General features: G+C 60.6%; 24 protein-coding genes and 1 tRNA gene. 19 read left to right on the top strand and 6 right to left on the bottom strand.

Annotation, left to right across the window (positions count from 1 at the left end):
* Nucleotides 1-23 precede the first annotated feature (23 nt).
* From GYH35_RS04840 to cysS, 17 genes are all read left to right on the top strand, one after another.
* The gene (locus tag GYH35_RS04840; RefSeq protein ID WP_161827775.1) at nucleotides 24-2,591 is read left to right on the top strand and encodes an efflux RND transporter permease subunit; all 2,568 of its coding nucleotides are present in this window, start codon (nucleotides 24-26) and stop codon (nucleotides 2,589-2,591) included.
* 32 nt (nucleotides 2,592-2,623) lie between these two features.
* On the top strand, nucleotides 2,624-3,511 hold the full coding sequence (locus GYH35_RS04835; RefSeq protein WP_161814558.1) for an outer membrane lipoprotein-sorting protein: 888 nt from the start codon (nucleotides 2,624-2,626) through the stop codon (nucleotides 3,509-3,511).
* Nucleotides 3,512-3,541: 30 nt separating this feature from the next.
* Entirely contained in the window at nucleotides 3,542-4,888 is a 1,347-nt protein-coding gene (locus GYH35_RS04830; RefSeq protein WP_161827774.1) for a DUF1302 domain-containing protein, read from the top strand.
* A gap of 11 nt (nucleotides 4,889-4,899) precedes the next feature.
* Nucleotides 4,900-5,871 (top strand): NAD(P)-dependent alcohol dehydrogenase, encoded by a 972-nt coding sequence (locus GYH35_RS04825; RefSeq protein ID WP_161827773.1) that lies wholly within the window; start codon nucleotides 4,900-4,902, stop codon nucleotides 5,869-5,871.
* A gap of 9 nt (nucleotides 5,872-5,880) precedes the next feature.
* Complete coding sequence (locus GYH35_RS04820) at nucleotides 5,881-7,137, top strand: hypothetical protein (protein ID WP_161827772.1); 1,257 nt, start codon at nucleotides 5,881-5,883, stop codon at nucleotides 7,135-7,137.
* On the top strand, nucleotides 7,134-8,159 hold the full coding sequence (locus GYH35_RS04815) for a hypothetical protein (RefSeq protein WP_161827771.1): 1,026 nt from the start codon (nucleotides 7,134-7,136) through the stop codon (nucleotides 8,157-8,159). The genes GYH35_RS04820 and GYH35_RS04815 overlap by 4 nt, the downstream gene beginning before the upstream one ends.
* Before the next feature lie 51 nt (nucleotides 8,160-8,210).
* Nucleotides 8,211-9,353 (top strand): ACP S-malonyltransferase, encoded by a 1,143-nt coding sequence (fabD, locus tag GYH35_RS04810; protein ID WP_161827770.1) that lies wholly within the window; start codon nucleotides 8,211-8,213, stop codon nucleotides 9,351-9,353.
* 38 nt (nucleotides 9,354-9,391) lie between these two features.
* Nucleotides 9,392-10,654, top strand: coding sequence for a hydroxymethylglutaryl-CoA synthase family protein (locus tag GYH35_RS04805; protein WP_161827769.1), 1,263 nt, complete (start codon nucleotides 9,392-9,394; stop codon nucleotides 10,652-10,654).
* The gene (locus GYH35_RS04800; RefSeq protein ID WP_161814551.1) at nucleotides 10,642-11,436 is read left to right on the top strand and encodes an enoyl-CoA hydratase/isomerase; all 795 of its coding nucleotides are present in this window, start codon (nucleotides 10,642-10,644) and stop codon (nucleotides 11,434-11,436) included. Before GYH35_RS04805 ends, GYH35_RS04800 begins: the two co-directional genes overlap by 13 nt.
* 2 nt (nucleotides 11,437-11,438) lie before the next feature.
* Nucleotides 11,439-12,185: a polyketide synthase gene (locus GYH35_RS04795; RefSeq protein WP_161827768.1), complete on the top strand. Its 747-nt coding sequence runs from the start codon at nucleotides 11,439-11,441 to the stop codon at nucleotides 12,183-12,185.
* Between the two features lie 34 nt (nucleotides 12,186-12,219).
* On the top strand, nucleotides 12,220-12,459 hold the full coding sequence (locus tag GYH35_RS04790; protein WP_129645096.1) for an acyl carrier protein: 240 nt from the start codon (nucleotides 12,220-12,222) through the stop codon (nucleotides 12,457-12,459).
* Nucleotides 12,446-13,693, top strand: coding sequence for a beta-ketoacyl synthase N-terminal-like domain-containing protein (locus tag GYH35_RS04785; protein ID WP_161827767.1), 1,248 nt, complete (start codon nucleotides 12,446-12,448; stop codon nucleotides 13,691-13,693). The genes GYH35_RS04790 and GYH35_RS04785 overlap by 14 nt, the downstream gene beginning before the upstream one ends.
* A gap of 83 nt (nucleotides 13,694-13,776) precedes the next feature.
* Nucleotides 13,777-14,334 carry a transcription termination/antitermination protein NusG gene (gene nusG, locus GYH35_RS04780; protein WP_161814548.1) on the top strand — a complete coding sequence of 186 codons (558 nt, stop codon included), beginning with the start codon at nucleotides 13,777-13,779 and terminating at the stop codon, nucleotides 14,332-14,334.
* Between the two features lie 42 nt (nucleotides 14,335-14,376).
* Nucleotides 14,377-15,006 (top strand): acyl-homoserine-lactone synthase, encoded by a 630-nt coding sequence (locus GYH35_RS04775; protein ID WP_161814547.1) that lies wholly within the window; start codon nucleotides 14,377-14,379, stop codon nucleotides 15,004-15,006.
* 98 nt (nucleotides 15,007-15,104) lie between these two features.
* On the top strand, nucleotides 15,105-15,467 hold the full coding sequence (locus GYH35_RS04770; RefSeq protein WP_161814546.1) for a DUF4902 domain-containing protein: 363 nt from the start codon (nucleotides 15,105-15,107) through the stop codon (nucleotides 15,465-15,467).
* A 203-nt stretch (nucleotides 15,468-15,670) separates the two neighbouring features.
* Nucleotides 15,671-16,405: a LuxR family transcriptional regulator gene (locus tag GYH35_RS04765; protein ID WP_161827766.1), complete on the top strand. Its 735-nt coding sequence runs from the start codon at nucleotides 15,671-15,673 to the stop codon at nucleotides 16,403-16,405.
* Between the two features lie 91 nt (nucleotides 16,406-16,496).
* Complete coding sequence (gene cysS, locus GYH35_RS04760; protein ID WP_161827765.1) at nucleotides 16,497-17,888, top strand: cysteine--tRNA ligase; 1,392 nt, start codon at nucleotides 16,497-16,499, stop codon at nucleotides 17,886-17,888.
* 5 nt (nucleotides 17,889-17,893) lie between these two features.
* Here the strand turns inward: cysS and GYH35_RS04755 are convergent.
* The 3 genes from GYH35_RS04755 to GYH35_RS04745 all read right to left on the bottom strand — a co-directional run bounded on the left by GYH35_RS04755 (nucleotide 17,894) and on the right by GYH35_RS04745 (nucleotide 19,169).
* A tRNA-Cys gene (locus GYH35_RS04755) sits at nucleotides 17,894-17,967 on the bottom strand.
* 52 nt (nucleotides 17,968-18,019) lie between these two features.
* A complete protein-coding gene (locus GYH35_RS35355) occupies nucleotides 18,020-18,253 on the bottom strand; it encodes a DUF885 family protein (protein ID WP_161827987.1) in 234 nt (77 codons plus the stop codon).
* Between the two features lies 1 nt (nucleotide 18,254).
* Nucleotides 18,255-19,169, bottom strand: coding sequence for a gliding motility protein GldB-related protein (locus GYH35_RS04745; RefSeq protein WP_161827764.1), 915 nt, complete (start codon nucleotides 19,167-19,169; stop codon nucleotides 18,255-18,257).
* An 80-nt stretch (nucleotides 19,170-19,249) separates the two neighbouring features.
* Here GYH35_RS04745 and GYH35_RS04740 point away from each other — a divergent pair, with 80 nt between their 5' ends.
* Complete coding sequence (locus tag GYH35_RS04740; protein ID WP_161814536.1) at nucleotides 19,250-19,732, top strand: lecithin retinol acyltransferase family protein; 483 nt, start codon at nucleotides 19,250-19,252, stop codon at nucleotides 19,730-19,732.
* A gap of 307 nt (nucleotides 19,733-20,039) precedes the next feature.
* A complete protein-coding gene (locus GYH35_RS04735) occupies nucleotides 20,040-20,201 on the top strand; it encodes a hypothetical protein (protein WP_161814535.1) in 162 nt (53 codons plus the stop codon).
* On the opposite strand, the gene GYH35_RS04730 is transcribed toward GYH35_RS04735, so the two are convergent.
* The 3 genes from GYH35_RS04730 to GYH35_RS04720 form a co-directional block, all read right to left on the bottom strand.
* Complete coding sequence (locus GYH35_RS04730; protein ID WP_161827763.1) at nucleotides 20,198-23,152, bottom strand: TonB-dependent receptor domain-containing protein; 2,955 nt, start codon at nucleotides 23,150-23,152, stop codon at nucleotides 20,198-20,200. The two genes, GYH35_RS04735 and GYH35_RS04730, sit on opposite strands and share 4 nt — an antisense overlap.
* Before the next feature lie 350 nt (nucleotides 23,153-23,502).
* Nucleotides 23,503-24,069 carry a DUF4126 domain-containing protein gene (locus GYH35_RS04725; RefSeq protein ID WP_161814533.1) on the bottom strand — a complete coding sequence of 189 codons (567 nt, stop codon included), beginning with the start codon at nucleotides 24,067-24,069 and terminating at the stop codon, nucleotides 23,503-23,505.
* A gap of 115 nt (nucleotides 24,070-24,184) precedes the next feature.
* Nucleotides 24,185-26,602, bottom strand: coding sequence for a TonB-dependent receptor (locus tag GYH35_RS04720; RefSeq protein WP_161827762.1), 2,418 nt, complete (start codon nucleotides 26,600-26,602; stop codon nucleotides 24,185-24,187).
* Between the last annotated feature and the right edge of the window lie 121 nt (nucleotides 26,603-26,723).

Below are 26,723 nucleotides of genomic sequence, written 5' to 3'. Positions count from 1 at the left end.
CCCTCATTCAATGTAGGACCGCCATGAAGAGAGTATTGCAAGCGATTGCCGAGCACATCACTCATGTGCCGGAGCGGCTGCAGCGTCGCAAGCTGCTGGTGCTGACGTTCTTTGCGCTCGCGACGGCCGTCTTTTGCTATGGACTGACGCAGCTGAAGTTCGACTTCACGCTGGAGCGCTGGTTCGAGCAGGACGACGCCTCATTCATCGCCTACAACGAATTTCACGAGCAGTTCGGCAGCGAGGACGGCGTCGTCATCGTCTACAAGGCCAAGGACGGCGATGTATTCTCCGCCCAGTCGCTGCAAGCCGTGCAGGGCATACGCGAAGAGCTGCTGAACTACCACAAGCATCTGAAAGAAGGCGAGGTGTCGGCGCTCGATCACATCGTGGATGTGGACTGCCTGATCAATGCTTTCATCCTGACCGTCAAGGACGACATTCTCCTGTCCAGCGGCCTGGTGGGCAACACGGTGCCGACCGACCGCGCCGCGCTCGAAGACATCCGGCGCCGGGCGCTATCACAGCGCGACTTCCCGCTGAAGTTCTTTTCCAAGGACATGCAGTATGCGGCGATCTACATAAAGACGGATTTCGGCGCCATTCCGCTGGACTCGGACGAGAAGCCCGCCTCGGGCATGAGCATCGACATGGCGCAGGAAATCGCTGCCGCCGCCAGCACCGAAAAGAAAGGGCCGCCGCGATTCAAGCCGACCGATACCGCGGATTACCTGGCGTTGAACGCTGCGCTCAAAGTCATCCTCGAAAAGCCCCAGTTTGCCGAGCACCTGGAGTACTACAAGGTCGGCAGCACCATCGAGTCCGAACATCAGCTGGAAATGGGCAAGGAAGTGGCCGTGCTGTATCTGGCGGCGCTGACGATCATGCTGGTGTCGCTGCTGCTGGTGTTTCGTTCCCTGTCGGCGGTGGTCTGGTCGTTCCTGATCGTCATCCTGAGCACGATCTGGACACTGGGCATCGCCGGCCTCGCAGGCCTGGCCGCCACCCCGTTCGTCACGCTGACCATTCTGCTGATCCTGACCATGGGCATGGCGGACGTGGTGCACATCATTTCTGGATATCTGTTCTTCCGTAACGAAGGGCACGACTTCAAGGCCGCGGTGCGCATGGCCTATGAGAAGGCCGGCGTCGCCTGCTTGCTGACGGCCATCACGGCGATGGCGGGCATGTTGTCGCTGTTGTTCACCAATCTCGTGCCGATCAAACATTTCTCCATCATGTCGGCGACGGGCGTGGTCGTGGCGTTGTTCCTGACGCTCTACCTGCTGCCGGTGCTGCTCGATCTGTGGGCGCCGGTGCCGAAGGTGAAGAAGGCGAGCGCGGTCATGCAGCGACTCATGCCGAACGTTGCGCTGGCGCTGCAGAAGCGCCTCGACAAGGTGCTGCCCGTGGTGGAGAAGCGTCCGCGAACGTTCGTCGCTTTGTTCTCCGTGGTTCTTGCGGTCTGCATCTACGGCGCGTTCCACGTCAAAGTCGACTACACCAGCTATGACCAATATCCGAAGGAGTCAAATTTCTATCGCAGCATCAAGTTGCTCGATGAAGAGATGGCGGGCTCGGCGCGCGTGTCGCTCTACGTCGATCTGGGCAAGGACAACGGCTTCCAGGATCCAGAGGTGCTGCGCGCCGTCGAAGCCATGCAGCGCAAGCTGGAGACCGATTACAGGAAGTATGTGGTCACGACTTCGTCCATCGTCGACATCGTCAAGGACGCCAATCAGAAGCAGAACGAAGGCCGTCCCGAGATGTACAAGATCCCGGACAGCCAGCTGGAGCTCTCGCAGACGCTATTCATGTTCAACACCGCGGATCCCGAGGAGCGCGAGAAGGTCGTCAGCGAGAACTACCGTAAAGCCAACATCACCGTCACGTTGCGGACCTTCGGGTCGAACGAATACACCGATGTGTTCGCGGCGATGAAGCAGGATGTCAACGACACGTTGAGCGTCATCAAGAAAACCTATCCCGAGGCGACCGTATCCATCACCGGCCTGTTCTCGATGGGACTGCAGGCGGCCGACTACCTCATGACCAACGAGCTGCAGAGCTTCGGCCTGAGCCTGCTGGTGATCTCGCTGATCCTGCTGATCATCTTCAACTCGTTCAAGGCCGGCTTCATTTCGCTGGTGCCGAACCTGATTCCGTCGTTCCTGGTGCTGGGCATCCTGGGGCTGCTGGATTTCCCGATCGATTTCTACACCATGATGCTCGCGCCCATCGTGGTCGGCATCGCGGTCGACGACACCATTCACTTCGTCAGCCAGTACCGGGCCGAAGTGCTGAAGGATGGAGACATCAGAAGGGCGCTGCGCGATACGGTGAAGGAATGCGGCCAGGGCATCGTGTTCACATCGCTCGTGCTCGGCCTCGGCTTCGGCATCATGTCGATCGCCAGCTCTCCTGGCCTGGCCAACCTCGGCAAGCTCGGCTTCCTGTCGATTTTCTCGGGACTGCTCTGCGAGCTGTTCCTGACGCCCGCACTGATCATGGTGTTCAAGCTGAACTTCGCGTCTCAGCGCGACGAACAGCGCGTCGAGCCGGACCCCGTACCCGGTAACGCACAAGCCTGAAGTGCAACTCATCGCAAGTGGAGGAGATTCCCATGAAAACCTACTGGGGCGCGATTGCCCGTGCGCTGGCGATCGGCTGTTTGCTGGCGCCATTGAAGCTGCCAGCCGCCATGACCGGTCCCGAGATCATGAAGATGGTCGACGACGTGAATCGGAAGGCTTTCACGACGGCGGTCGTGAAGACGCAGTTGTCCACGTGCAAGTACGAGAAGTCGGACGGCGGCATCCGCTGCAAGGACAAGCCGCGAGTTGTCGTGCTGGAAGTCGGCGAGAAGAAGTACGGCGACGACAATCGCGACGGCAAATCGATCGCGCTGGTGCTCGAGCCAATCTCGGATAAGGGCGTCGGCATGCTGCGCTATGAGTACTACGAGGCCGACCGGGATAACGAGAATTTCCTGTATCTGCCGGCGCTGGGCAAGGTGCGCCGCCTGGTGTCGGGCAGCGATAACGAGGATGGCGGCAGCTTCTTCGGCACCGAGTTCTACGGCGACGACGCGCAGGCCCGCAAGATCAACGAGTTCACTTATGAGCTGCTGCGGGAAGAAGCATACGACGATCGGCCGGCCTGGGTGATCGAAGTGACGCCCACTGCCGAGCGCGCGAAGAAAACAGCCTATGGAAAGATCGTCGTGTGGGTCGACAAGGAGCGCAAGATCTATCTGAAGGAAGATATCTATAACCGCGCCGGCAAACTGTATCGGCAGCGCCTGTACCGGAAGTACACCCTGATCGACGACGTGTGGCTGTCGCGCCAGCAGACCATGAACAATCTGTCGACCAGCCGGATCACGTCCATCGACAACATCTCGGTCACCTATCACCGGGAGGTGCCGGACGAAGTGCTGACCGAGCGCAGCCTCACCGACTTCACGTTCAGGGAAAGGAATCTCGCCCTGCTCAGAACCTATTACCACTGATGTCGTGAAGTCGACGCGGAGGAGGCGACGATGCCAAACCTTTTACGATGCGATCTTCGGTTGATCGTACCCCTGTGCCTCACCGCCGTGAGTCCTTTGATGGCGCGTGCGGAGACGCCCGCGCCAGAGCCGGAACCCAGTCCGAGCTCGAACACCGATCACGCCGTGCCGGACTTTTCCATGGTCGATGCGACGGCGGAAGAGTCGACGACGGAGAGCAGCATCGGCGGTCAGCCGACCTCGCCGTTGCGTGTGACGTTGGCGCACGAAGTTTCTTACAAGGTGGAGAAGCCGCAGTACGTCGTGAAGAATCGCTCGTCGCTGCGGGTCGAGTATTCCAAGTACGTGCTCGACAACTTCTATGTGCAGCTGGACGGCAAGGCGACCGGTTTCTGGGGCGAGGATCATCGTCAGGACGCGGAAGGCGAGGACTTCCTGGTGTCGCAGGCCTACTTGCAGACGAGCTTCGGTCACACGGCGATTCGCGCCGGCTTTCAAAGTTTGCCGTGGGGCGAGTCGATCCTGGCGCCGATTACCGACGAGGTCAGCCCGAGAGACAACCGCGAGCTCTTCAACTTCAACCTGGAGGAGCTGCGGATCGGGCAGCCGATGCTGGTCGTCGATCAGTTCTCGGGATGGGGCAGCGTCAGCATGTTCTTCAATCCCCGGGCCTCCTTCAACAAGAGCCCGGAGCGTGGCACCGCTTACTCGTTCGACAGATTTCGCTATCGAAGCGAGGTGGGCGGCGAAACCGATCTGTCGGAATACGGCGCCAGCTGGAGGAAAACATTCACGCGCGGCGACATCACGTTCATGACGGCGAGCCTGGTCGACAACGACTATGCGCTCAGCATGAACGAGGATGGAACGGTGAGTCGAGAGCGCGCGCGGTTCTCGATGAACGGATTCTCCTTCAACTATGCCTTCAGTGATTTCGTCCTCCGTGGTGAAGCGGCCTGGAAGCAGGATCTGCCGTTCAACACCGCGGAGTTGCAGGTCGTGAAGCGCGATGCTGTAGACGCCTATCTGGGTCTTGAATACCAAGCCTCGGCGACGCTCACGTTGAGCGTGGAAGCGATCAATCAGCACGTTTCCGACTGGACCAGCGAGGTTGCCAGTGCGCCGCGTGACAGCCAGTCGCTGTTGGTCAGCATGACCAAGCTGCTGATGCACGAGGACCTGAACATCCAGGTCATGAACTTCTATACCCAGCCGGGCAACAGCAATCTGGCCATCCTGCAGACGACCTACGACTGGAACGACAACCTGAGATTCGGCTTCAACGTCGTCTATCCGTACACACGGGACGAGAAGGCCGGCCTTTGGAATGTTCGTGACCAGAAGCAGGTCGCATTCAAAGTTCAGTATCAGTTCTAAGGCGCGAAGCGATGAAAGCAGTCGTGTGCACCGGGTATGGCCCGCCGGAAGTGCTTCGGATGCAGGACGTGGCGAAGCCGCATCCCGCGAGTAACGAGGTGCTGGTAAAGGTTCATGCCACGACTGTGAGCATGGGCGATCACAGGATCCGAAGTTTCACGGTGCCGTCGGCCGTCTGGTTGCCGGCGCGAATGGCGCTCGGCATCCGACGCCCGCGCCGGAACATCCTGGGCATCGAGCTCGCCGGTGAAGTCGAGGCGGTCGGCGAGAGCGTGCGACGTTTTCAGAAGGGTGATCGAGTGTTTGCCGCGACGTTGCAGGGATTCGGCGCGTACGCGGAGTATCGATGCCTTTCCGAGGACGGTCCGGTGGCCGTGAAACCCAAGAATCTGACGTATGAAGAAGCCGCGGCTGTTCCGATCGGCGCACGCACGGCGCTGCATTACTTCAGAAAGGCCGAGGTCCAGAGCGGGCAGGATGTTTTGATCTATGGCGCGTCGGGAAGCGTCGGCACGTATGCAGTGCAGCTCGCAAAGCACTTCGGAGCCAGGGTCACTGCCGTCTGCAGCGCTGCGAACATTGATCTAACCCGATCCTTGGGCGCCGATGTCGTCATCGACTACACGGCGAACGATTTCACCAAGCGTCCCGACAAGTACGACGTCGTGTTCGACACGGTCGGGAAAGCTTCGTTCGCCGGTTGCGTGGCGGCACTCAAGCGGGGCGGCAGCTATCTGAATTGCACGCCCGTGCTGCCCAGCATGCAGGTCATGCGAGCCAAGGTCTCCGGGACCCACAAACTGATCCTCGGCGAAGCGCCGCCCGAAACCGCGGAGGCGCTCGACTTCATTCGCGATCTGCTGGAAGCAGGAAAGATCCGGGTCGTCGTCGATCGCAAGTACAAGTTCGATGAAATCGTCGAGGCGCATCGCTACGTCGACCAGGGCCGCAAGAAGGGCAACGTCGTCATCTCGATCGTCTGAAGGGAAGCCATGAACACCGAAGCCGAATATTTCCACAAGCTCTACGGAGCGAAGCGGCAGCGAATCACGTATCAGCCGAAGGACGCCCTGGACTATGCGCTGATGATGGCGATCACCGGCGCGGTGCTCTGGTTCAGCTTCGGCGCGACCAACGTGCTGACCTCAATTGGCCTGGCGCTGTGCGTGTTCATGCTGTTTTCATTTCCGATCCGGCACGGTGTCGAGTTCAGGAAGCCGGTCATTCTCGCGAGTCCGCAGGATGTGCTGTATTCGCTGGTCTACAAGGTCCAGAACATCAAGCCGGCCTACCTGTGGGCGATCGGCCTGCTGCTGCTCGAGAACTATGTCATCTACCTGACGCCGCAGTGGCCGCATCACGTCGATTGGATGCGTAAAGCCGCGCTGTATCTGTTCTACGGCCACCTTGCCGTCATCACGCTGTATCGAACCGTCATTCTGTTCTCGCACCTGCTCAAGAAGGATCTGGTGCGGGAGATCCTGATGCAGTCCATCTGGAAGAAGCGTCTGGAGCGGCAGCCGAGCATCGTGTTCGAGATCGTCCACGCCTATTGCACCGGACTGCTGACGCATCTCGTGCTGGTGGCGCCGTGGTATCTGGTGATCACGCACGCCAACTTCTCGCTGGTGTTGCTGCCGCTCACGTTGGCGGCCGGCGTCGTGCTCTCGGTCAACTTCGCCAAGGTGATCAACGAGTGGTTCTACCGGGATCATTGGGTGGGGCACAACTCGGAGTTCGATTTCGTCTATCTGCACGGCTCTCATCACGACGCCATTCCTTCGGGGTTGATCGGTGTGGCCGGCAATGGATACCTGGAGGGTTTTCTCCGCGGCACCATTGCGTTTCCGACGCCGTTTCTCAATCCGTTGATCGCAGCGCTGTACTACACCATCGAGGTGAAGAGCGACATCGACCTGCATCAATACATCCCGGGCGTCTTCCCCAAGTTGCCGAGGCACATTTTCGAGATCGCACAGCATTCGGTTCATCACTTCGGGCGCGTCGAGCCTTACAGCTTCGCGGTGAATGTGGATCAGCCGCACCTCTCCGAAGACATCAAGAAGCAATTCAGGATGTTCCCGGCCGGCCTCAGGCAGGCGATCTCGCTGGATGAGCGGCTCGATGGCTATCAATGGGATAACGCACGCTATCGATGGTTCATGGACCTGGTGAATCGATATCACGATACGGACGACCACCGGGTGCACGCCCTCGTCGATGAAACGGACGCGAAGGAGCCATCATGAAGATCGACTGGGTCGCCGAAGGGTTCTCGGCCATGCGCGATTGCGGCGAGGACATCTCGATCGTGTATGGGCGGGTCAACAAGGCGGCGCGCGCGGAACCCGAGTGGATCGAGTTGCCGCACGACAAATTCGATGGCATCGGCGGCTTTGCGCATGTGTTGCGCGAACGGGGCTGCCGCGTGGATGAGCTGCCGGCCTTGCAGGGTGACGGTCTGACGTTCTCTCGAGCCGTGCGAGGATTGGTGGCGGTTTCACCGGCACTGAAGGTGCGAACCCAACGGTGGCGCAACTTCGATTGCACTCGTAACGCCACCTTTCGGCCTGTGGGGCAGCGTGTCGCGTGGAAGCTGCTGACCGAGCGAGAGACGGCTTCGATCGTTGCAGCGGCCAAGGCCACGGGCGTGACCGTCAATACGCTGCTGCTGTTTCACCTCGACAGAGCCGTGTCCATGCAGCTGACGCCCGAAGCGGCGAACCGGTTGTGGATGATTCCGGTGAACCTGCGGGGCGGGCTGCGACGCGAGCATCCAGAAACCTTCCTCAAGATGTCTTTCTTTCCGGTCGAGATGCAGGGCCGCCCATCGGTGGGTCAGTTGCAGACTCAGCTGACGAGTCTCAAGGATCGACATTGCCATTGGGGCTCATGGGCCGCATTGCATCTCGGCAAATTGATCGGCGCGGCCGGCATCCGCCGAGAGCTGCGCAATCGAGACAAACAGAACAACGGCTGGACGGGCCTTTTTTCCAACCTCGGTGTCTGGAACGTGCCGGGCGCCGGCCATTGGATTTTCGGTCCCGCTGTATCGCGCGCTCAGCCGATTGGCGCGGGCTGCGTCACGCTCAACCGCTGCATGGCGCTCACCGTGCAATTGCATGAAGCACTGAGCGACGACCCGCAGGCCACGTATGACTTGCTGGACGCCTGGACGGAGCCCTTCATTCAAGCGACGCCGGCCAGTCTGGATCCAACCAGCCTCGATCGAGTCGGCCTCGATCGGCCCATCGAGTCGGTGTCGGCGTGAAGCGGCGGCGATTTTCGGGAATGAATTCCTAGTTCAAGTGGAGGCGAGTTCATGAAAGTCTTTATGTTCCCAGGGCAGGGGTCGCAGGCCAGAGGCATGGGCGGCGCGTTGTTCGACGAGTTCGAGGCGCTCACGGCCAAGGCCGACAGCATCCTGGGATATTCCATCAAAGAGCTGTGCCTGGAGGATCCGAGAAATCAGCTCGGCCAGACTCAATTCACGCAGCCGGCGTTGTTCGTCGTCAACGCGCTGTCGTATCTGAAGAAGGTGACCGAACAGGGCAAGCCGGATTTCGTCGCGGGCCACAGCCTCGGCGAGTTCAACGCCTTGCTGGCGGCGGAATGTTTCGATTTCGAAACAGGCTTGCGGCTGGTGCGCCGGCGCGGCGAATTGATGAGCCGCGTCTCCAACGGCGGCATGGCGGCGATCCTGAATGCCAGCAAGGAGGAGATCGAGACCCTCCTGAAACGCAATGGCCTGAGGAATATCGACCTGGCCAATTACAACACGCCGTCGCAGATCGTGATTTCCGGCCAGCTGGACGAGATCACGCAGGCGCAGTCGCTGTTCCAGGTGGGCACGATGCTCTATTACCCGCTCGTCACCAGCGGCGCGTTCCACTCCCGCTTCATGCGCAGCGCGATGGAAGAGTTCGGAACGTACTTGCGCACGTTCAAATTCTCGGCGCCGAAGATTCCGGCGCTGGCGAACGTAACGGCCCGGCCGTACGAGCAGGGCAAGATCGTCGACGGACTCTCCAGTCAAATCGCCAGCACCGTGCGCTGGTGCGAAAGCATTCAATACCTGATGGCGCTGGCCGAGCACCGCGGTGAAGCCGCGGTGTTCGAGGAGGTCGGGTACGGCGACGTGCTGACCCGCATCTTCCAGACCATCAAGCGGCAGACGCCGGAATCGGCGCTCGAGCCGTACCGAGCCGAGTTGCGACGCGCCGGCTCGTCCCCGCGTCCGGCAGCACAACTGGCGCGAGTGCCAACCGATCCGAGCGGCAAGGTCGTTGCCTGGAACACCAAATATCCCGTGGGAACGCGCGTACGGTCCACGTTGATGGACGATCAGCCACTCGAGACGCGTACGCCGGCGCTGGTTCTATTTGGCCATCGCGCGGCGGTCTACATGAAAGGTTACAACGGCTATTTCGACCTCGACGAGGTCGTGCCGTTGAAGGCTTGTTGAAGTTCAACACTCATCTCACGAACAGCAGGTAGCTTGTCATGGTCAAGGCAGGAATCGAGGCAATGAACGTGTTCGCCGGCACCACGTTCCTGGACGTAAAAAAGCTGGCCGAGCATCGCAATCTGGATCGCAGGCGTTTCGACAATCTGCTGATGAAGCAGAAGAGCGTCACGCTGCCGTACGAAGATCCGATTACGTTCGCGGTCAACGCCGCCAGGCCCATCATCGATAGCCTGAGCGCCGAGGAGAAGGATCGCATCGAGATGGTGATCACTTGCACCGAATCGGCGTTCGACTTCGGCAAGTCCATGAGCACCTACTGCCATGATCTGCTCGGCTTGAATCGCAACTGTCGTCTGTTCGAGGTCAAAAACGCGTGTTTCTCCGGCGTCGCCGGTTTCCAGAACGCGATCAACTTCGTGCTCGCGCAGGTGTCGCCGGGTGGCAAGGCGCTGGTCATTGCCACCGATATTTCACGTTTCATGATCGAAGAGGGCGGCGACGCGCTGACCATGGAGTGGTCGTTCGCCGAACCGAGCAGCGGCGCGGGCGCGGTGGCGCTGTTGATCAGCGAAACGCCGCACGTGTTCCAGGTGGACCCAGGCGCGATCGGCTCTTATGGCTATGAAGTGATGGATACGTGCCGTCCCTCCACGGACAGCGAGGCAGGCGACTCGGATCTGTCGCTCACGTCCTATCTGGACTGCAGCGAGAACGCGTTCCTCGAATATCAGAAGCGCGTCAGCGGGGCGGACTATCACCGCACGTTCGGCTATCTCGCCTATCACACGCCGTTCGGCGGCATGGTGAAAGGTGCGCATCGCAGCTTGATGCGAAAGCATGTGAGAGGTGTGACGCCTTCCGATATCGAAGCGGACTTCGAGCGTCGTATGGTGCCGGGCCTGACGTATTGCCAACGCGTCGGCAACATCATGGGCGCGACCGCGATGCTCTCGCTCGCGAGCACCATTGCCAACGCCAACTTCGACAAGCCGCAGCGAATCGGCGTGTTCTCGTACGGCTCGGGCTGCTGCTCGGAATTCTTCAGCGGTGTCGCCACCAAGGAAGGGCAGGAGCGCGTTCGCGCCATGGGCATCAAGGAGCATCTGGATCGCCGCTATGAGCTGTCGATGGACGAGTACGACGACCTGCTGGTCGGCAGCAATGCGGTGAAGTTCGGCACGCGCAACGTGGTGCTGGACTCGAATTTCATTCCCAAGGCCCGCACGACGCACGGCCGGCCGACGCTGTTCCTGAAAGAGATCAAGGAATACGGGAGGAAGTACGAATGGGTGCAGTAATCGCGGAAGCGCTCCCGTACGAGACGCTGCGGGTCCGGGCGGCCCAGGATGTTTGTTTCATCCAGATCCACCGGCCCGACGCCAACAATTCGATCAACGATCGACTGATCGAGGAATTCACCGCGGCGCTGGATCGCTGCGGCCCGGAAATCAAAGTCGTGGTGCTGGAAGGCAGCCCCGAAGTGTTCTGCTTCGGCGCCGACTTCAAGGGCCTGCAACAAAGCTTTCAGGCCACGGGCCGGCCGGCTGTCATGGATCCGGAGCCGATGTACGAGCTGTGGCGACGGCTCGCCTCCGGTCCTTACGTCACGATCGCTCATGTCCGCGGTCAGGCCAATGCCGGTGGCATGGGTTTCGTCGCCGCCTGCGACATGGTGATTTGCGACGACAAGGCGACCTTCAGCCTGTCGGAGCTGCTGTTCGGACTGATGCCGGCGTGTGTGCTGCCGTTCCTGGTGCGCAGAGTCGGATTCGCTCGCGCCAACTACATGACGCTGATGACCGAGCCCATCACTGCGAAGACGGCGCTCGAGTGGGGCTTGGTGGATGACTGCGCGGCGGATAGCGGCAATCTTCTCAGGAAGAAACTCCTGCGTTTGCGTCGCCTGTCGAAGTCCGCGATTCATCGCTACAAGCGCTACGCGCAACATCTGGACGACACGCTGGAAGCGGCCAAGCCGAAGGCATTGGAAGCAAACGTCGAGGTGTTCTCCGACCGCGCGAATCTGCAGAAGATTGCACGGTATGTGAGCACCGGTCAGTTCCCTTGGGAAGCGGAGTAGCCATGGAACCCGCGGTCGAGCTGCGCTACGTCGACGACGGCATCGCTCAAATCAGGATGCAGGATCGTGTGAGCAAGAACACGTTCTCGATGCCGCTGGCCGAGGGCTTGATCGCGGCATTTGGTGAGGTCAGCGAGGATGAGCGCTGCAAAGTCGTGATCCTCACGGGTTACGACAGCTATTTTGCCAGCGGCGGCACCAAGGAAAGTTTGCTGCTGCTGTCGGATGGCAAAGGCAAGTTCACCGACGTCGATCTTTACAGCCTGGCGTTGAACTGCCCCGTGCCAGTCATCGCGGCCATGCAGGGGCACGGCATCGGCGGTGGATTTGCGTTGGGAATGTTTGCTGACTTCCCCATCCTGAGCCGAGAAAGCATCTACACCACCAACTTCATGAAGTACGGCTTCACGCCGGGCATGGGCGCGACCTTCATTCTGCCCAGAAAGCTCGGGATCACGCTGGCCGAGGAGATGATGATCGTCGCCCGCACTTATCGTGGCGAGGAGTTGCAGAGGCGCGGTGTGCCGTTTCCAGTGCTGCCGCGAGCCGAGGTTGCCGCCTACGCGTTCGATCTGGCGAAGGACATCGCGGAGAAGCCGCGAGTCTCGCTGGTCACGCTCAAGGACCACCTGGTCGAATCGTTACGAAGCGGGCTGCCCGCGACCATCGATCAGGAGCTCGAGATGCACGAGCGGACCTTCCACCGGCCCGAGATCCGGGATCGTATCGAAACGCTGTTCGGGCGCTGAGCGCGCTCACCTTCAATCGAGACAGGAGTACATCGTGAACAAAGAAGACATCTTCGCCATCGTCACCCGCCATACGCAGGAAGTGATTCCGGCGCTGCGCGGCCATCAGTTTCAACCCACCCAGTCGCTGCGCGAGCTGGGCGCCAATTCCATCGATCGCTCCGAGATCGTGATGATGACGCTCGAATCGCTGGCGCTGCGCATTCCGTTGGTCGAGACCGTCAAGGCCACGAACATCGGCGAGCTGGTCAACGTGCTGCATGCAAAGCTCTGACTCATCCGCCGTCCTCGTCACGGGAGTTGGCATCACCAGCGCCATCGGCCACGGCGCGGCCGACTTCACCGCCGCCTTGCTGGAAGGCGAAAGCAATTTCGCGGTGATGAAGCGTCCGGGGCGGCAATGTTCGACGGGAGATGAGCCGCCGACCACGCAGTTCATCGGCGCGGAGATTCCGTCGTTCTCGCCGCCCGATGGGCTGCCCGCGAGCATCCTTCGAACAGCCTCGCTGTCCGGGCAAGTGGCGCTCGCTACGCTTCATGAAGCGTGGCACGACGCCAAGCTGGCGGATGTCGATCCGGTGCGCATCGGTCTCGTCGTCGGCGGCTCGAACGTCCAGCAGCGAGAGCTGACTCGGGCTCACGAGTCCTATCGCGAGCGGCCGCAGTTCCTGCGTCCGACCTACGGATTGTCGTTCATGGATAGTGACATCTCCGGGATGTGCAGTGAGGTCTTTGGCATCCGAGGCTTCGCATACACCTTGGGCGGTGCATCTGCCAGCGGGCAGCTCGCTGCAATCCAGGCGGTACAGGCCGTGGCGTCCGGCCAGGTCGATGTTTGTATCGCAGTCGGTGCATTGATGGATCTTTCCCATTGGGAGTGCCAGGGCCTGCGTTCGCTGGGAGCGATGGGATCCGATGAGTTCGCGGACCAGCCGCAGCTCGCGTGTCGACCCTTCGATCGGCGCACCGATGGTTTCATCTTCGGCGAGTCTTGCGGAGCCGTCGTGGTGGAGCGAGCCGGTGCGACTACACGTGCCGGAGTAAAGCCCTATGCACGCGTTGCTGGATGGGGCGTGCGAATGGACGCCAATAGAAATCCCAATCCTTCGTTCGACGGCGAGGTGGGTGTGATCCGGCAGGCTCTGCAAAAGGCCGGCTTCGACGCGCAATCCATCGACTATGTCAATCCGCATGGCACCGGGTCGAGGTTGGGCGATGCCACCGAGCTCAAAACCATCGAGGAGGTGGGGCTCAAGCACGCCTATATCAACACGACCAAATCGCTCATCGGGCACGGACTGAGCGCCGCGGGCGCAAGTGAGCTCGTCGCTACTCTGCTACAGATGCGAGCGGGCAAGCTGCATCCCTGCGGAAATCTCGACCAGCCCATCGACGAGGCCTGCAACTGGGTGCGCGACCGCTGCGTAGATCACGATATCCAGCGCGCCGTGAAAATCAGCCTGGGTTTCAGCGGCATTAACTGCGCGATGTGCCTCGAAAGGAGTTAGCGAGCCGACGACCTGCAAGAGTTTCCAGCTACGCACGGCGGCGGATCGACGTAAGGTCAGTCCCACGGAAAGGAGGGTGGGACATGTCGCAGACAGATCCGTGGCTGGTGCTTAGAACGCGCAGCCATCAAGAGAACACGGTCGAGCTGTGCCTGCGGCAGAAACAGATCATCGCTTATCTGCCCCGGCACCAAGTGCCGCGCCGGCGCGCCAACGGGCCGCGCACCTTCGTCCAGATGCCTTTATTTCCAGGCTATATCTTCGTGCAGCCGCGCATGGATCAGTTCGAGCACATGCGTTACATCCGCGGCTCGTGCGGCCTGATTCTTTCTGGAGACAAGCCGGCCGTGATGCCGGAGAGGGATCTGGAGGCGGTGCAGATTCTGGTCAGCAGCCGCACGGATCTCACGGTGAATCCGCGTCTCATGCCGGGCGAGCGCGTTGAAGTCGTCGCTGGCCCGTTCATGGGCATCCAGGGCGAGCTCATTCGCATCAAGAACGAGGATCGGCTGGTGATCAACGCGCCACTGTTGAGCAGCAGTGTCAGCGTCGAGGTCGACGTCGACGACGTGACTTCGCTCGAGCCACGTAAGGTCTACTCAGCTGTCAAACCTGTCAGTTACCAGGGCATCCCGGCCTGACATCTAATCCATCCACGGACGGCGCGTTAAGGAAACTCTGGCATGCCAACTCTCTCCACCGGGAACTGTAGGCAACTCAGCTCCGCCCTCATCAACCTGATGCACGAGTTTCGTCACGAAGTGTTCGTGAAGCGGCTCAAGTGGTCGCTGCCGGCGACCGATGGCGTGGAGCGCGATCAGTACGACACGTCGAACGCCAGGTACGTCGTGCTCACCGACGATATGGATCGCATCACCGCCTGCGCGCGGCTGCTGCCCACGATGGAGAGTTACATGTTGCCGGAGCTGTTTCCCCAGCTGCTCGGCGGGTGCGAGACGCCGCGAGCCCCGGGCATCTGGGAGCTCAGCCGCTTCGCGACGAGCGTGCGCGAAACCGGCGAAGGGCGTATTCTTGCGCTTTCCAAGCCGACGCTGGACTTTCTCGAGCAAGTGTTGGAGTGTGCCCAGCGCCATAACATACGCCGATTGATCTTCGTCACGTCGATCGGGGTAGAACGATTGATGCTACGGGCCGGGGTGCCGGCTCACCGTATCGGTCCACCGGCTTTGGTTGACGGACAGCTGACAGTGGCCTTGTTTATCGAGGTCGAGAACGAAAAGGCTGTAGCTCCTGCTCCCGCGCACATCTCATTGGACATGTCGCATCCCAATGCGGCAGGAGTGGCAGCCTGATTTACGATTTGTCACGGCGGTACGGACGCGCCCCCCAAAGTCGGGCGCACAGGGCGGTCTGAATAATGCAGCGTGAGGGAAACACACCGGATGGATTCGTGCGCATACCGAGCGAGTCGCTCGCAGAGGTCGAGCTGCGCCACCTGATTTCGGAGAAGGATGTCACTATCGCCGTGCCCGGCGGTGGCGCGACCATCACCGGCATCACCGAATGGGTGGGGCAGTGGCGCCACCAGACCGTGTCCATCGGCTGGGATTGGGCCGTCGTCGACGGCATCGTCGTGCTGGTCAGTCCCAGCGAAATCCGCACGAATATCCAGCTCGTTTCGCGCACTGGCAGCGCCGAGCCGCCGGCGCTCGCGCAGATTCATTTGTTCCATTGGATCGAGTCGCTGCCCTGGCGCAGCGGCGCCGTCGAAGAGCTGCTGGCCGGCGAGCGCAGCCTGAACAAACAGCGTTAAGCGGGGATTAGCCCTTCTGCCGTTCACGCGCCTGTTACCTTTCTGAAACTCATCTCGTATAGTGTCTTCGGCAGCGCGATGGCGGGTGTCGAGGGCAGGAATGTAAAACATGCCCCGCAGCGCCAGCGTAGCGACAAAAACGCAGGGAGCCAGTCGAGGGGGGCGAGGGGCTCAGGTCAGGGCAACCGGGCAAACGGCCACCTATGGGAAACTCATGGACGCTGAATTTGCTGTGCGAGGCCTACGATGCCATGGAACGCGCGCACAGCTCCGAAGAGCTGCGTGCCGAAATGGACAAGTTCGCACGGCAGAGCGGCTTCGAACATTTCGCGTATGTGCTCACGATCAGCGCGCCGTCGCTCCGGCTGCAGCACCACGTGATCAACGGTTTTCCGCTCCAGTGGCACGAGCGTTACATCGCGCGCGAATATTTCAAGATCGATCCGATCGTGCAGTACGTGCAGAACAGCTCGCTGCCCGCGATCTGGAGCGATGAGAAGTTCCACACCGGCGAATCCCGCGAGTTCTGGGACGAGGCGGAGGCGCTGGGGCTGAGAGCCGGCATGAGCTTCGCGGTTCACGGGCAGCCGGGCCTCACCGGGCTCATGAGCCTGTCGCGCGACAAGCCGCTGAACCTGCCGTCCGCCGAGATGGCCGCGCTCATCGGGCGGGCCCAGATGTTCGCCAGCATGCTGAACGACGCCGTGGTGCGCATCGATTTGCCGAAACTTCTGCCCGAGCAGAGCATCGCGATGACCCCGCGCGAGCGCGAATGTCTCAAGTGGTCCGCCGACGGCAAAACTGCGTGGGAGATCGGTCAGATCCTGAGCATCACCGAGCGCACGGTGGTGTTCCACATGAACAACGTGATCCAGAAGCTCGGCGCCTCGAACAAGATTCAGGCCATCGTTCGGGCCGTGAGCCTGAAGCTCGTTTAACTTATCTCGTTCGTTTTTGCACCAGGACCGCGCGGCTGCACCGGCTTTGCGCGGCTCAGTCCCATTCCCGCTCATCCTGCGAGGCAGGGCCATGATCCGCATTCACAACTCGCTTTCCGGCCAGAAACAGGCGCTGGCGCCGATCAGGCCGGGTCAGGTTCGCATGTATGTATGCGGCATCACCGTGTACGACTATGTGCATGTCGGCCACGCGCGAATGTTTGTCGTGTTCGATATGGTGCGCCGATATTTGCAGCGTCGCGGCTTCGAGGTGACGCTGGTCCAGAACATCACGGACATCGACGACAAGATCATCCGGCGTGCGGCCGAGAATGGCGAGCCCATGGAAGTGCTGGTCGAGCGGTTCATCCGCGCCATGCGCGAAGATCGAGAGCGGCTGGGCATCGTCGCACCGGATCATGAGCCGCGGGCCACGCAATATCTTCCTCAAATCATTTCCATGGTGGAGCGCTTGATCGAGCGCGGCTACGCTTATGTGGCGTCAAACGGCGACGTCATGTATTCGGTCGCGCAGTTCGAGGGCTATGGCCGATTGTCCGGAAAATGTCTTGCGGATCTGCGTGCGGGCGCGCGGGTCGCGGTTGTCGAGGCGAAGCGCGATCCGCTCGATTTCGTGCTCTGGAAGGCTGCCAAGCCTGGCGAGCCGGCGTGGGATTCGCCATGGGGCCGCGGCCGGCCAGGATGGCACATCGAATGCTCGGCCATGTCGACCTCACTGCTTGGCGAGCACTTCGATATTCATGGCGGCGGGCTGGATCTCAAATTCCCGCATCACGAAAACGAGATCGCGCAGTCCTGCGGCGCTTCCGGCCACTCGCACTTCGCGAATCTCTGGATGCACAACGGCTTCGTGAATGTGGACAACGAGAAGATGTCGAAGTCGCTCGGCAACTTCTTCACCTTGCGCGAAGTGCTGGCGCAGCTGCGTCACCCGGAAGTGATGCGCTACTTCATGCTATCGAGCCACTACCGTGGACCGATCAGTTATTCGCTCGAGCAGCTCGAACAGGCGGATGCGGCGCTGGTGCGGCTGTACACCGCGCTTCGAGAGCTGCCGAGAATTCATGAAGTGCAGCCAGGGGTTCACACCGAGCGCTTCTGCGAAGCGATGGACGACGATTTCAATACCCCCGAAGCGTTGGCGGTGCTTCAGTCGCTCGGACGCGGTATCAACTCGGCACGAGCTGCCGGCGACAACTCACAAGCGGCCCTGCTCGGTGCGGAGCTTCGCTCACTCGCTGGCGTGCTGGGCCTCGGGCAAGCCGATCCTGAAGCATGGCTCCGCGGCGCAGGCGAAGCAGATATCGCAGATTCAGCGGTGGAGTCGTTGATCGAAGAGCGGAACACGGCGCGTCGGGGCAAGAACTGGCCCGAAGCCGACCGCATCCGCAAACAGCTCGACAGCGCCGGTGTGATTCTGGAGGATCAGCCCGGCGGCAGAACGCTCTGGCGCCGGGCGTGAAGGAGTGGAGGCGCGGACAGGATTCGAACCTATTTACGAGGCTTTGCAAACCTCTGCCTCACCGATCGGCCACCGCGCCACTGGAGACAGATGCTATGCGATTGGCGTGGGATGTCAGCCTGTCAACTCTGTCAGTGCTTGCTCTTCAGCCAGTGCGTCACCTGTTCCCGCAGCATCGGTAAGGTCACTGCGCCGTTCTCCAGCAGCACGGAGTGGAACTCACGGATGTCGAAGCGGGCGCCCAATGTTTCTTGCGCCAGCTTGCGAAGGGCGAAGAACTCCAGCGCGCCGGTGGTGGTGAGCTGCCCGGGCCACGTGTCGACGGGCCGAACAGCGCGCCGGTGCCGTCGAAGCCGGGCATCAATATCATCGGGCGCCTTGCAATTGGATGCCGGGATACCAGCCGCTCTTCGCGAGGAATGATTTGGCGTCGGTCATTTCCAGGATGTCACGGAACGCCTGAGTCTTGTCGGACGCGTGTTGGTAGTAGGCCTTGCAGATTCGGTAGCCGACCCAGTAGCCGAGATCGCCTGGTTTCTCCAGCGTGCTGTTATCCAGCCATTGCGACAGATCGGTCTTGTCCTGATCGGCGACGAACGCAGTTTCGATTTCCTTCTCCCGACCCTGGGTCAAAGGACCGAAGTGAGCGTAGCCGGTCTTGCCTGACGTGAGTTCCGCGACCAATTCGGCCGCACCTTCCAGCAGTGATCGCTGCAGTACCGTGAAGTGATCTTCGTCGGTGTTGGTCGCCACCTGTTGGATGTGGGCGTACTCGTGCGCGATGACATGCACGAAGCGATCTTCGAGGTTGGGATAAAACCAGTCCACCGCACACAGCGCCTCGAGGCCGATCTGCAATCCCGTGTCGGGATAGCCGACCCCCACGGGCTTGCCGCGACCGAGGACGATCGTGACCGGTGGAATGCGAGCCTGCGGGTAGAGTCTGACCAACTCGCGCAATGAAACTTCAAGACGCTGCCGCACGCGAGGCAGAACCGCGAGACAGCTCTTGGCATTGGTGTACATCGCCGGCTGCTTCGCGATCCGGTCGGCGATGCTCTGAGCGGTCACGTTGCGAATTCTTGCCAGCGTGTGCAGCCCGTCGCTGCCTGCATCGAGATAGTCACGCTGAAGCTGCTCGACGGTCGGATGGCCGTTCGCGGCGTCGTAAATCTCGTAGAAGCGCTCCACGTCCTCGATTTGAATCTCCGGTCCTGCGGCGGCGCTAGCGGTCGCGCAAGCTAAGCCACAGACCAGGATAGCCAGGCCGATTCCCTGCATTGTTCTTACTCTCCTTTCTGCATGACCTTCCGACGCGCATCCCTCGGAAAAGGTTGCACGGAGATTGTAGAGGATCACTCATGGAGAAGCCCAACCTCACATTGGCCACCGACCTGCCCGAGCCGGGAGCGCACATCGTCACCATGCGCAGAGCATACGCTCACCACGGTATTTATCTCGGCGACGGCTTGGTGGCGCATTATGCCGGCTTCGTGCGCGGCTTACGGCCCGGTCCGATCGAAGCGGTGTCGATAGAACGGTTCACGCAGGGGCGGCCGTTGTACGTGATCCCGGAGAGCTCGCCTGCGTTCAGCAGCACCGAAATCGTCAGACGCGCGTTGTCCCGCGTCGGGGAGCATCGCTATCACTTTCTCAATAACAACTGCGAGCATTTCTGCGAATGGTGCCTGCGGGCGGAGCACCGAAGCTATCAAGTGGATCGATTGCTTTCCTGGCCGCTGCGGTTACTTCAGCGAGCATTGGACGTTGCCGCGAAGCTGATCAATCTGCCAGGTTGGTTCGCGCGCGTGCAAAGAGGGCAGGGGAGGTCGCCCGTTCTCTGAGTCCGCTTCCCGGCGTCGCAACGAAGCGGTAGTCTGACGCAGTCCGTGCGTCTGCACTCAAATTCACTGCTATCGATCGCCTTCGGTTTCTCCAGGGATGGCTTTGCACCGCACCTTCTGGCAATGCTTAACCAACCATGACGTCCCGCGGGGTGAGCCGTGCGGCGACCGTCGCTGGATTGAAAATTCTCCGTGCCGTACAACGTGCAAATCTTCACTGCGGCATTCACTTCCTAAACCCACAAATTGACTATGGTATCGGTCGTGACACTATCTGGTAGCCCTAACATACCGATGGGAGACTGTCATGACTGAAGAGAAAGATAAGGCTCTTGAGTTTACAGGCCTTGAAGATGCTGTGAAGTTGATCGACCTTGGCGATGCCGTCGAAGAGACCAGGCAACTAACTCCACATGGAATGTGGCCGGACTGCCAATATGGATTCGGCGCAAAGTACGGGTGCAGCTAGAGTCGCACAGATAGCGTAACGAAGGCTGTTCTGCCGACTAGATTGTCCTGAGACAAATCATAGCCGGCCGTACCGAACACCTCACTGAAACTCGGCGAGTGATCGAAGATATCTGACGCACCAACGGTCACTTTGAGATGCTCGCCGATCTCTTTCGCTAGATTGAAATCGACAATCATTCCGGGGCATACGCGCCTGCCGGTGGCTGCTACCGCGGCGTCGACATCCTCATAGCAAGAGTTCCAACGGGCGAGAATGTTCGTATCCCATTCCGCCATGGCGATCTGCAACCAGCCACGCAGCCGCCATCGAGTGATCGTTCCCTGAACGTCTGCGACTCCAGTTCGTTCCCTGCCAGGATCCCTGACGCTGGGAATGTCTGCGTAGCGAAAACTATCGGTATACGTGATGTCCAGGCGAGGAGTAACGCGGGCGGTCTCCGTCTTGAACGTATTGGAGATCGAAGCATCAATGCCTCGTGTTTCAGTTCCACCGAAATTGGCGCGCCTGACATCGAGCGTTCGTAATCTACCCCGACGGCCAGCCGCAATGTCATCGGCTGTCGCCGGGTCACGCACAACGCGGCCATCCAGCGCAGTATCCTCATAGGCGAGAAGCGTCACAGGAAACACAACCGCGCTCCTGTCCTGCAGTGAAACACTCCAGAGGTCGATCGAGGCTCTGAACGCGTCTTCCGGAGTGCCAAATGCCAATCCGAATGTTGACGATCGGCCTATCGTGGGGCGTAGGTCTTCATTGCCACCAAAGACAATCGTCACCGGCACAATCTCCCCCCACGAAGGGTCCAATATCACCGTCGAAGTTGACTGCACGGGGAAATGAAGATCAAACATTCGTGGCGCGGCGAACGTGTCACTGTATGAAGCGGACAGCCGGAGTCGATGTAGTGGTTTCCATTCCAGCGAATACTGGTAGCTGGTGACGGGATCGAGCTTCTCATAATCATCCAGCCGAGCTCCGAAGGTCGCTTTCACGCCTTCAACGATCGGAAGCTGGAAGATTCCGAACCCAGACACGATCTGTCGATGCAGCTTGGCTGTCACGTTGCCGTAGTCCCCGAACTCACGCCACACTTCACTCCCGATTTGAGCGGATGCGCTTCCACCTGGCATGTTGAAGAGGTCGCCGCGGACGCTCGCGGAAAATATGGTGCCCCCAATGACGGAGCGAACCGTACTGGCAGGAGACAATATGTAGCTGCCGCCCAGGCCAGGCCTGTCCGTCAGAACATTCAATTGCGAGGGCGTTAGGCCCGAGAGGCTTTCCGCTAGAGCACCGTAATCTACCCAATTGCTTGACGTGGTCGCAGCATCTTCTATCGAGTGCAAGGCGTAGATCGAATAGTCGAGCTTGGACCAGCGGCCATCAATCTGAAGTACTCCACGGAGGAGGGTGGAGTCGACTTCAGTCTGCGGCGATGGCAGGCCAGTGAGAGCCGCTTGAACAGCGACCGGCACGCCAAATGGGTTTTGGTAGTGATGTTCTCCAAGCACTAACCCGGGAATGACTTCGGGCGCGTACTGATGCGTCACAGATCGATCCGCCAACAGAAACTCGGATCTCAGCAAGGCCGACCCTACTTCACGCTCCGCCATCGCCGAAACATTCATCCTTCTTATCGCCGGCACGATGTCTTGCCACGCGTAGAGGCTGGACTGATTCTGTTCACCGGCGGCGAAATCGATTGAGCCAGCCGGCGAGACTCTTACCGCGGCCATGGAAGAGTTAAGGCTCGCGAGACTGCCTCCATCCAAACTGCTGACATTCGGAGGGGCGGAAAACGAGGAGCGATAGTCGAGGCCGCCGAAGCGCCTGAAATCCTGATTTCTCCATCGCTCACGCTCGTCGCCCTGCAGGGACGACATCTCGGAATAGTCCAGGACCAATGAGGCGAGCCAAGCATCCTCCGACGTGCCCGCAACAATCGAAGTATGCAATAGACCGGCGCCCCCTCGAGCACCTTGGTACCTGGCATCTGCGCTTTGCGTATCGCTCTTCTTGAGCACCAGGTTAATTGCGCCGCCGAGTGCATCCGCGCCGTGGGCAAATGACACCGCATCCGGGCTCACTTCTATGCGCTCCACGGCGCTGAGTGGAATGTTGTTCAAATCTATGCAGGTATCCTCAAAGAAATCTGCAGCGGATCCAAACATGGGGCGGCCGTTGATCAACACCTTGACAGGCGCGACCCCACGCAGCACGGCGCACTGAGTCCCAGATGGTCGATATCCCAGTCCCCGGTGAAACGCGGACTGGGACAGCTGCTGCAATAGATCTGGCAGATTGTCCTTGCCGCTGTTCTCGATCTCGGTGCGGTCCAGGACCGTTGGCGGAGTAGTATCGGCCATCGAGCCCCACGGGAGGCGCGACTTGGTGACGGTCACGCGTCCGAGCTCCTTGTAACCAAAGTTGCAAACGGACTCGCTCATGTCCGCAAGGAGCTTTTCTTCGTACAACGGCATGACGCTCGGAAATATGCGTGGCTCCACCTGTCCGTCAGTGATCCAGCGGATCATGAAGTCATCGGATCCGATGAAGATCCGTAAGGCGTCGTTGATCGACATTCGCCCGCGAATCGGTCCAACCTCCGTGTCGAGCTCCTGCAGTTCCCGGCCGCCATTGGGAAGGAAACTGAATTGGACAGGGAATTTTCCATCGGCGAGCAGGGCTCGGCGCGTGGCGCGGTCGACGGAGAAATCCATTTCATTCTCGCCAAACATCAGTTTGGCGATGTCGTCGCCAGTCTCCCGTCGCTCGCGAAAGCGAACGATCTTCACATAGGGAGATATCAACGCGTGCCAGAATTCTTCCGGCGACAGGTGCGTTGCGTCGAGAAGCGGGCCCACCTTATAACTTCCACAGCCACCCACGCCGGGTGGCTGGTAGCCCGTGTATAGCTCGATCACATCTGCGGCAATGTCGGCGCTCACTCTCTCCGTCAATTGGAGCCCTGCGCCAATCGACCCCCCGCTCTCATTCGGCTGCGGAGTTTGGCGGAGGATGGTGGTGTAGAATTGGCGGCCGGCTGCTGAGCCGGAACCGCTGGCCGCCATCCACGCCGCGGCCACGAGATATGAGGCGATTTGGGTCCCCAATCGCCCCGAGCGTGACCTTGGCATCCGATGTACTGGAAGGCTACGCATAACTCCGTTTCTGCACATCCTATGTGCACAGACCGGTCAACGGTATTGCGTAATCCGCCTAATCCATTGGATATATTTTTATCGTTCTTGTGCAACTGCAAACTTACCGCAGTGCCTGGATGTCTCCTCGAACCCGATCAGTCTGCCGGATTGCTTCGCGCGCGTGCACGACGGGATCGTCGCCGGAAGAGATAAATCGCCAGTGCCAGTGCTGCTACGACACACGCAATCGGGGCCAGTATCGCGAGAATAGAAATCGTCGCAGCACTGGCGGTCTCCGCAGTGCTGACGACGGGATTGCCCAGCCCGCCGGTCAGGGCCGTGCTTTTCACGCGCAGCAGAGCGGCGCCGGTCTTGGTCAGGCCGGCAATGCCGCCGCCGGCGATGACCGCGATCGGCCACTTTGCTTCCGGCGGCAGATCAACCATCACCGAAGCGCTGGCGAGCATGCCCGCCACGACCGCCAACGGGCCGGCAAGCACATCGAGCAGGTGATCGACGCCCGGGATATAAAAAGCCAGCGTCTCGAGTGCGGCAGCCGTCCCGAGGGCGATCAAAGCGGGCGTGCTTTGCAGCCATTGAAAAGAGTCGGCCAGCGGGATGACGCCGACGCGGGCCGCCAGCCCCGCCACCAGCAGCGGCACGAACACGCGAAAGCCGGTCGCCGCCGCGAGCCCGATGCCCAGCGCGATGCTGAAAAGCATGTTCAGAGGAAGGTCCACCGTCAGTAAAGAACTGGCGGGATATTCTGTTCCATCTGCCGGCGGACAGCGAGATGGGTGGGAGCGGGCAGTCGAGGCTGCCCGCCCCCTCTCGCGATCAGAACGACTTGTTTACGGTCAAGCCATAGGTGCGCGGATCGCCCAGCTGCGCGACGACCAGGCCGGTGCTGCCCGACTGGGTGGACAGAAACTCGAAGTAGTCCTTGCCGAACGCGTTGCGCACCCAGCCGTATACATTCCAGCCGTCGCCGAAGCGGGCGCCGGCACGGAAGTTCGCGAGCGAGTAGCCCGACACGTCGGTATAGATCGAGCGCGACGGGTTCGACGAGAACTTGGAACGATAGCTGCCGTCGAACGCGAAATACGCACCGCCCTCCGGGCCGAGCGCATTCAGCGGCAAGTCATATTCGAAACCATACGACAGGGCGACCTTCGAAACGCCCGGCAACCACTGACCGGAGATATCGCAAGACGGCGGGCTGAAGCCACCGGGTGTGCCTGGCGCGCTCGGCGGATTCGCGGCGCTCGCGGCGGTGCCGCCCGACAGCTCCGGCGGGCACGGCGCATCCGGGAACTTCACATACTCGTGATCCGTGTACGCGCCGTTGAGGAAGACGTTCAGATTGTCGAGCGGTCGCGCGCTCAACTCCAACTCCACGCCACGCACTCTCACTTGCTCGGCATTCGCGAGATAGCCGCGGATCACGTTCGCCTGGCTGTTCGTGACCGTCGCCTGGTAGTCGTCGATGTCAGTCCAGAACGCAGACAGATTGAGCGTCAGGCTCTGCGAGAACAACTGCGTCTTCAAACCGGCCTCGAAATGGTTGGTCTTCTCGGGATCGACCGTTTCCACCGCGGTAATCGGCTGGTTGTTCGCATCCAGCGGCAATCCCGACAGGTTGATGCCGCCCGACTTGAACGAGCGGGCGTAAGTCACATACGCGAGCACGTCATCGGCCAGGTCGTACGACACCGTGAAGTCGCCCGATATGTTGGTGTCATCGAACTCGGGCTCGTAGCTCTGCGGTGCGAGCACGCCGCGTTGAGCCGACGTGAGCGACGTGTTCGTCGCATTCGTCACCGTTGCGATGTACTTGCCTTCCTTCTTGTCGTAGTTGACGCGCAGGCCCGGCTGCAGGCGCAGATCGTCGGTGATGTGCCAGGTGAGCTGGCCGAACGCCGCGACGCTGGTGTTTTTCAGGCCGATGTCGTTCTCCGAGCGCAGGCCGTTGAGAATGGTGGGATCGTTGGCGTTCGCGCCGCTGAGCAGCCAGCGGCTTGCGAGCGGACCTTGCTCCTGCACGCCGGAGGTGTCGACGGTTTGATAGAAGCCGTACAGGCCGACGACGTAATCGATCTTGTCGCCGGAGTCGGCGTAGCGCAGCTCTTGCGAATACTGGCGCTGCTTGGACGGATTCGCGGACACGGTGGTGATGGGCAGGCCGATGAAGTCACGGTCGTTCGACGGACCCCAGTCCCACTTGCGATACGCGCTCACCGAGGTGAGCTGGCCGGAGCCAATGTTCCACTCGGCCAGCGCCGAGGCGCCGCCGAACTGCTGGATGGCCGTGAGCGGAGAGTCCAGGTCGGTCAGGCGATCGAACGGATTGAAGCTCGGCGGCTGATAATTGCCGGACGCAGCGGCGAGCGCGTCGTACTGACGGTTGAGCGCGCGCTGTGTCGAGCCAGTCTTGGCCCACACCTGACCGTAACCGATGGGATCCTGTTCGGTGTAGTCGGCGGAGAAGGTGACCTTGAAGTCGCGGCTCGCCTGCCACAGCAGCTGGCCTTTGACGCCGCGATTGTCCAGCTCGTTGATGTGCTGACCGGTCGCAGTGTTATAGATCGTGCCGTCACGCGAGGTGTAGGAAGCGCTCAGGCGACCGGCGAGCGTTTCACCGATCAGCGGACCGGACACCGACGCTTTGCTCTGGATGTAATCGTAATTGCCCCGCGTCAACTCGACGCGTGCTTCCGGCGTAAACGTCGGCTTGCGCGAAGTGATGTTGACGGCGCCGGCAGTGGTGTTCTTGCCGTACAGCGTGCCCTGCGGACCACGCAGGATTTCGACGCGCTCGACGTCGAGGAAGTCGAACGTCGCGGTGGCGTTACGGTTGTAATAAACCTGGTCGATGTAGATGCCGACGCCGGGCTCGATGCCGTCGTTGGTGAGACCGAATGGCGTGCCCAGGCCGCGAATGTTCACGCTGGAATTGCGCGGGTTGCTGGAATAGAACTGCACCGAAGGCTGCAGCTGCGTGAGCCGGCCGACGTTGATGGTGCCGGTCTGCTCGATGGTGTCGGCGTTGAGTACGGATACCGCCAGCGGCACGTCCTGCACGGCTTCTTCGCGGCGGCGGGCCGTGACCGTCACGCTCTCGATCTGCGAGTCCGCTGAAGCGTTCGTGTCGGCGTCGCTCTCGGCAGCTCGAGCAGTGCTCGCGCTCCCCGCAACGATCAAAGCGAGCAGGGCCGAGTAGCCCAGCGATTCGCCGTTATTCCGTAGTCCGCGCATTCTTCTATTCCCAGGTGGTTGGCCAGTGCGGAGCTATCGTAGGAGCTGGCCGATACCGGTTCAGTCGCGGGGCGGTCACGAATCGGTCACCGTTCATGCCGGGCGGCCATCAGCAGATCAC

Origin of the sequence: Steroidobacter agaridevorans (assembly GCF_009932555.1) — a bacterium.
Classification (GTDB): Bacteria; Pseudomonadota; Gammaproteobacteria; order Steroidobacterales; family Steroidobacteraceae; genus Steroidobacter; species Steroidobacter agaridevorans.
The sequence above is the reverse complement of the archived record's forward strand: the minus strand, read 5'-3'. Positions and strand labels throughout refer to the sequence as shown.

Coding starts and splice junctions, on each gene's coding strand:
- GYH35_RS04840 (WP_161827775.1), top strand. CDS start 24: ATGAAGAGAGTATTGCAAGCGATTGCCGAGCACATCACTCATGTGCCG.
- GYH35_RS04835 (WP_161814558.1), top strand. CDS start 2,624: ATGAAAACCTACTGGGGCGCGATTGCCCGTGCGCTGGCGATCGGCTGT.
- GYH35_RS04830 (WP_161827774.1), top strand. CDS start 3,542: ATGCCAAACCTTTTACGATGCGATCTTCGGTTGATCGTACCCCTGTGC.
- GYH35_RS04825 (WP_161827773.1), top strand. CDS start 4,900: ATGAAAGCAGTCGTGTGCACCGGGTATGGCCCGCCGGAAGTGCTTCGG.
- GYH35_RS04820 (WP_161827772.1), top strand. CDS start 5,881: ATGAACACCGAAGCCGAATATTTCCACAAGCTCTACGGAGCGAAGCGG.
- GYH35_RS04815 (WP_161827771.1), top strand. CDS start 7,134: ATGAAGATCGACTGGGTCGCCGAAGGGTTCTCGGCCATGCGCGATTGC.
- fabD (WP_161827770.1), top strand. CDS start 8,211: ATGAAAGTCTTTATGTTCCCAGGGCAGGGGTCGCAGGCCAGAGGCATG.
- GYH35_RS04805 (WP_161827769.1), top strand. CDS start 9,392: ATGGTCAAGGCAGGAATCGAGGCAATGAACGTGTTCGCCGGCACCACG.
- GYH35_RS04800 (WP_161814551.1), top strand. CDS start 10,642: ATGGGTGCAGTAATCGCGGAAGCGCTCCCGTACGAGACGCTGCGGGTC.
- GYH35_RS04795 (WP_161827768.1), top strand. CDS start 11,439: ATGGAACCCGCGGTCGAGCTGCGCTACGTCGACGACGGCATCGCTCAA.
- GYH35_RS04785 (WP_161827767.1), top strand. CDS start 12,446: ATGCAAAGCTCTGACTCATCCGCCGTCCTCGTCACGGGAGTTGGCATC.
- nusG (WP_161814548.1), top strand. CDS start 13,777: ATGTCGCAGACAGATCCGTGGCTGGTGCTTAGAACGCGCAGCCATCAA.
- GYH35_RS04775 (WP_161814547.1), top strand. CDS start 14,377: ATGCCAACTCTCTCCACCGGGAACTGTAGGCAACTCAGCTCCGCCCTC.
- GYH35_RS04765 (WP_161827766.1), top strand. CDS start 15,671: ATGGGAAACTCATGGACGCTGAATTTGCTGTGCGAGGCCTACGATGCC.
- cysS (WP_161827765.1), top strand. CDS start 16,497: ATGATCCGCATTCACAACTCGCTTTCCGGCCAGAAACAGGCGCTGGCG.
- GYH35_RS04745 (WP_161827764.1), bottom strand. CDS start 19,169: ATGCAGGGAATCGGCCTGGCTATCCTGGTCTGTGGCTTAGCTTGCGCG.
- GYH35_RS04740 (WP_161814536.1), top strand. CDS start 19,250: ATGGAGAAGCCCAACCTCACATTGGCCACCGACCTGCCCGAGCCGGGA.
- GYH35_RS04735 (WP_161814535.1), top strand. CDS start 20,040: ATGACTGAAGAGAAAGATAAGGCTCTTGAGTTTACAGGCCTTGAAGAT.
- GYH35_RS04725 (WP_161814533.1), bottom strand. CDS start 24,069: ATGCTTTTCAGCATCGCGCTGGGCATCGGGCTCGCGGCGGCGACCGGC.
- GYH35_RS04720 (WP_161827762.1), bottom strand. CDS start 26,602: ATGCGCGGACTACGGAATAACGGCGAATCGCTGGGCTACTCGGCCCTG.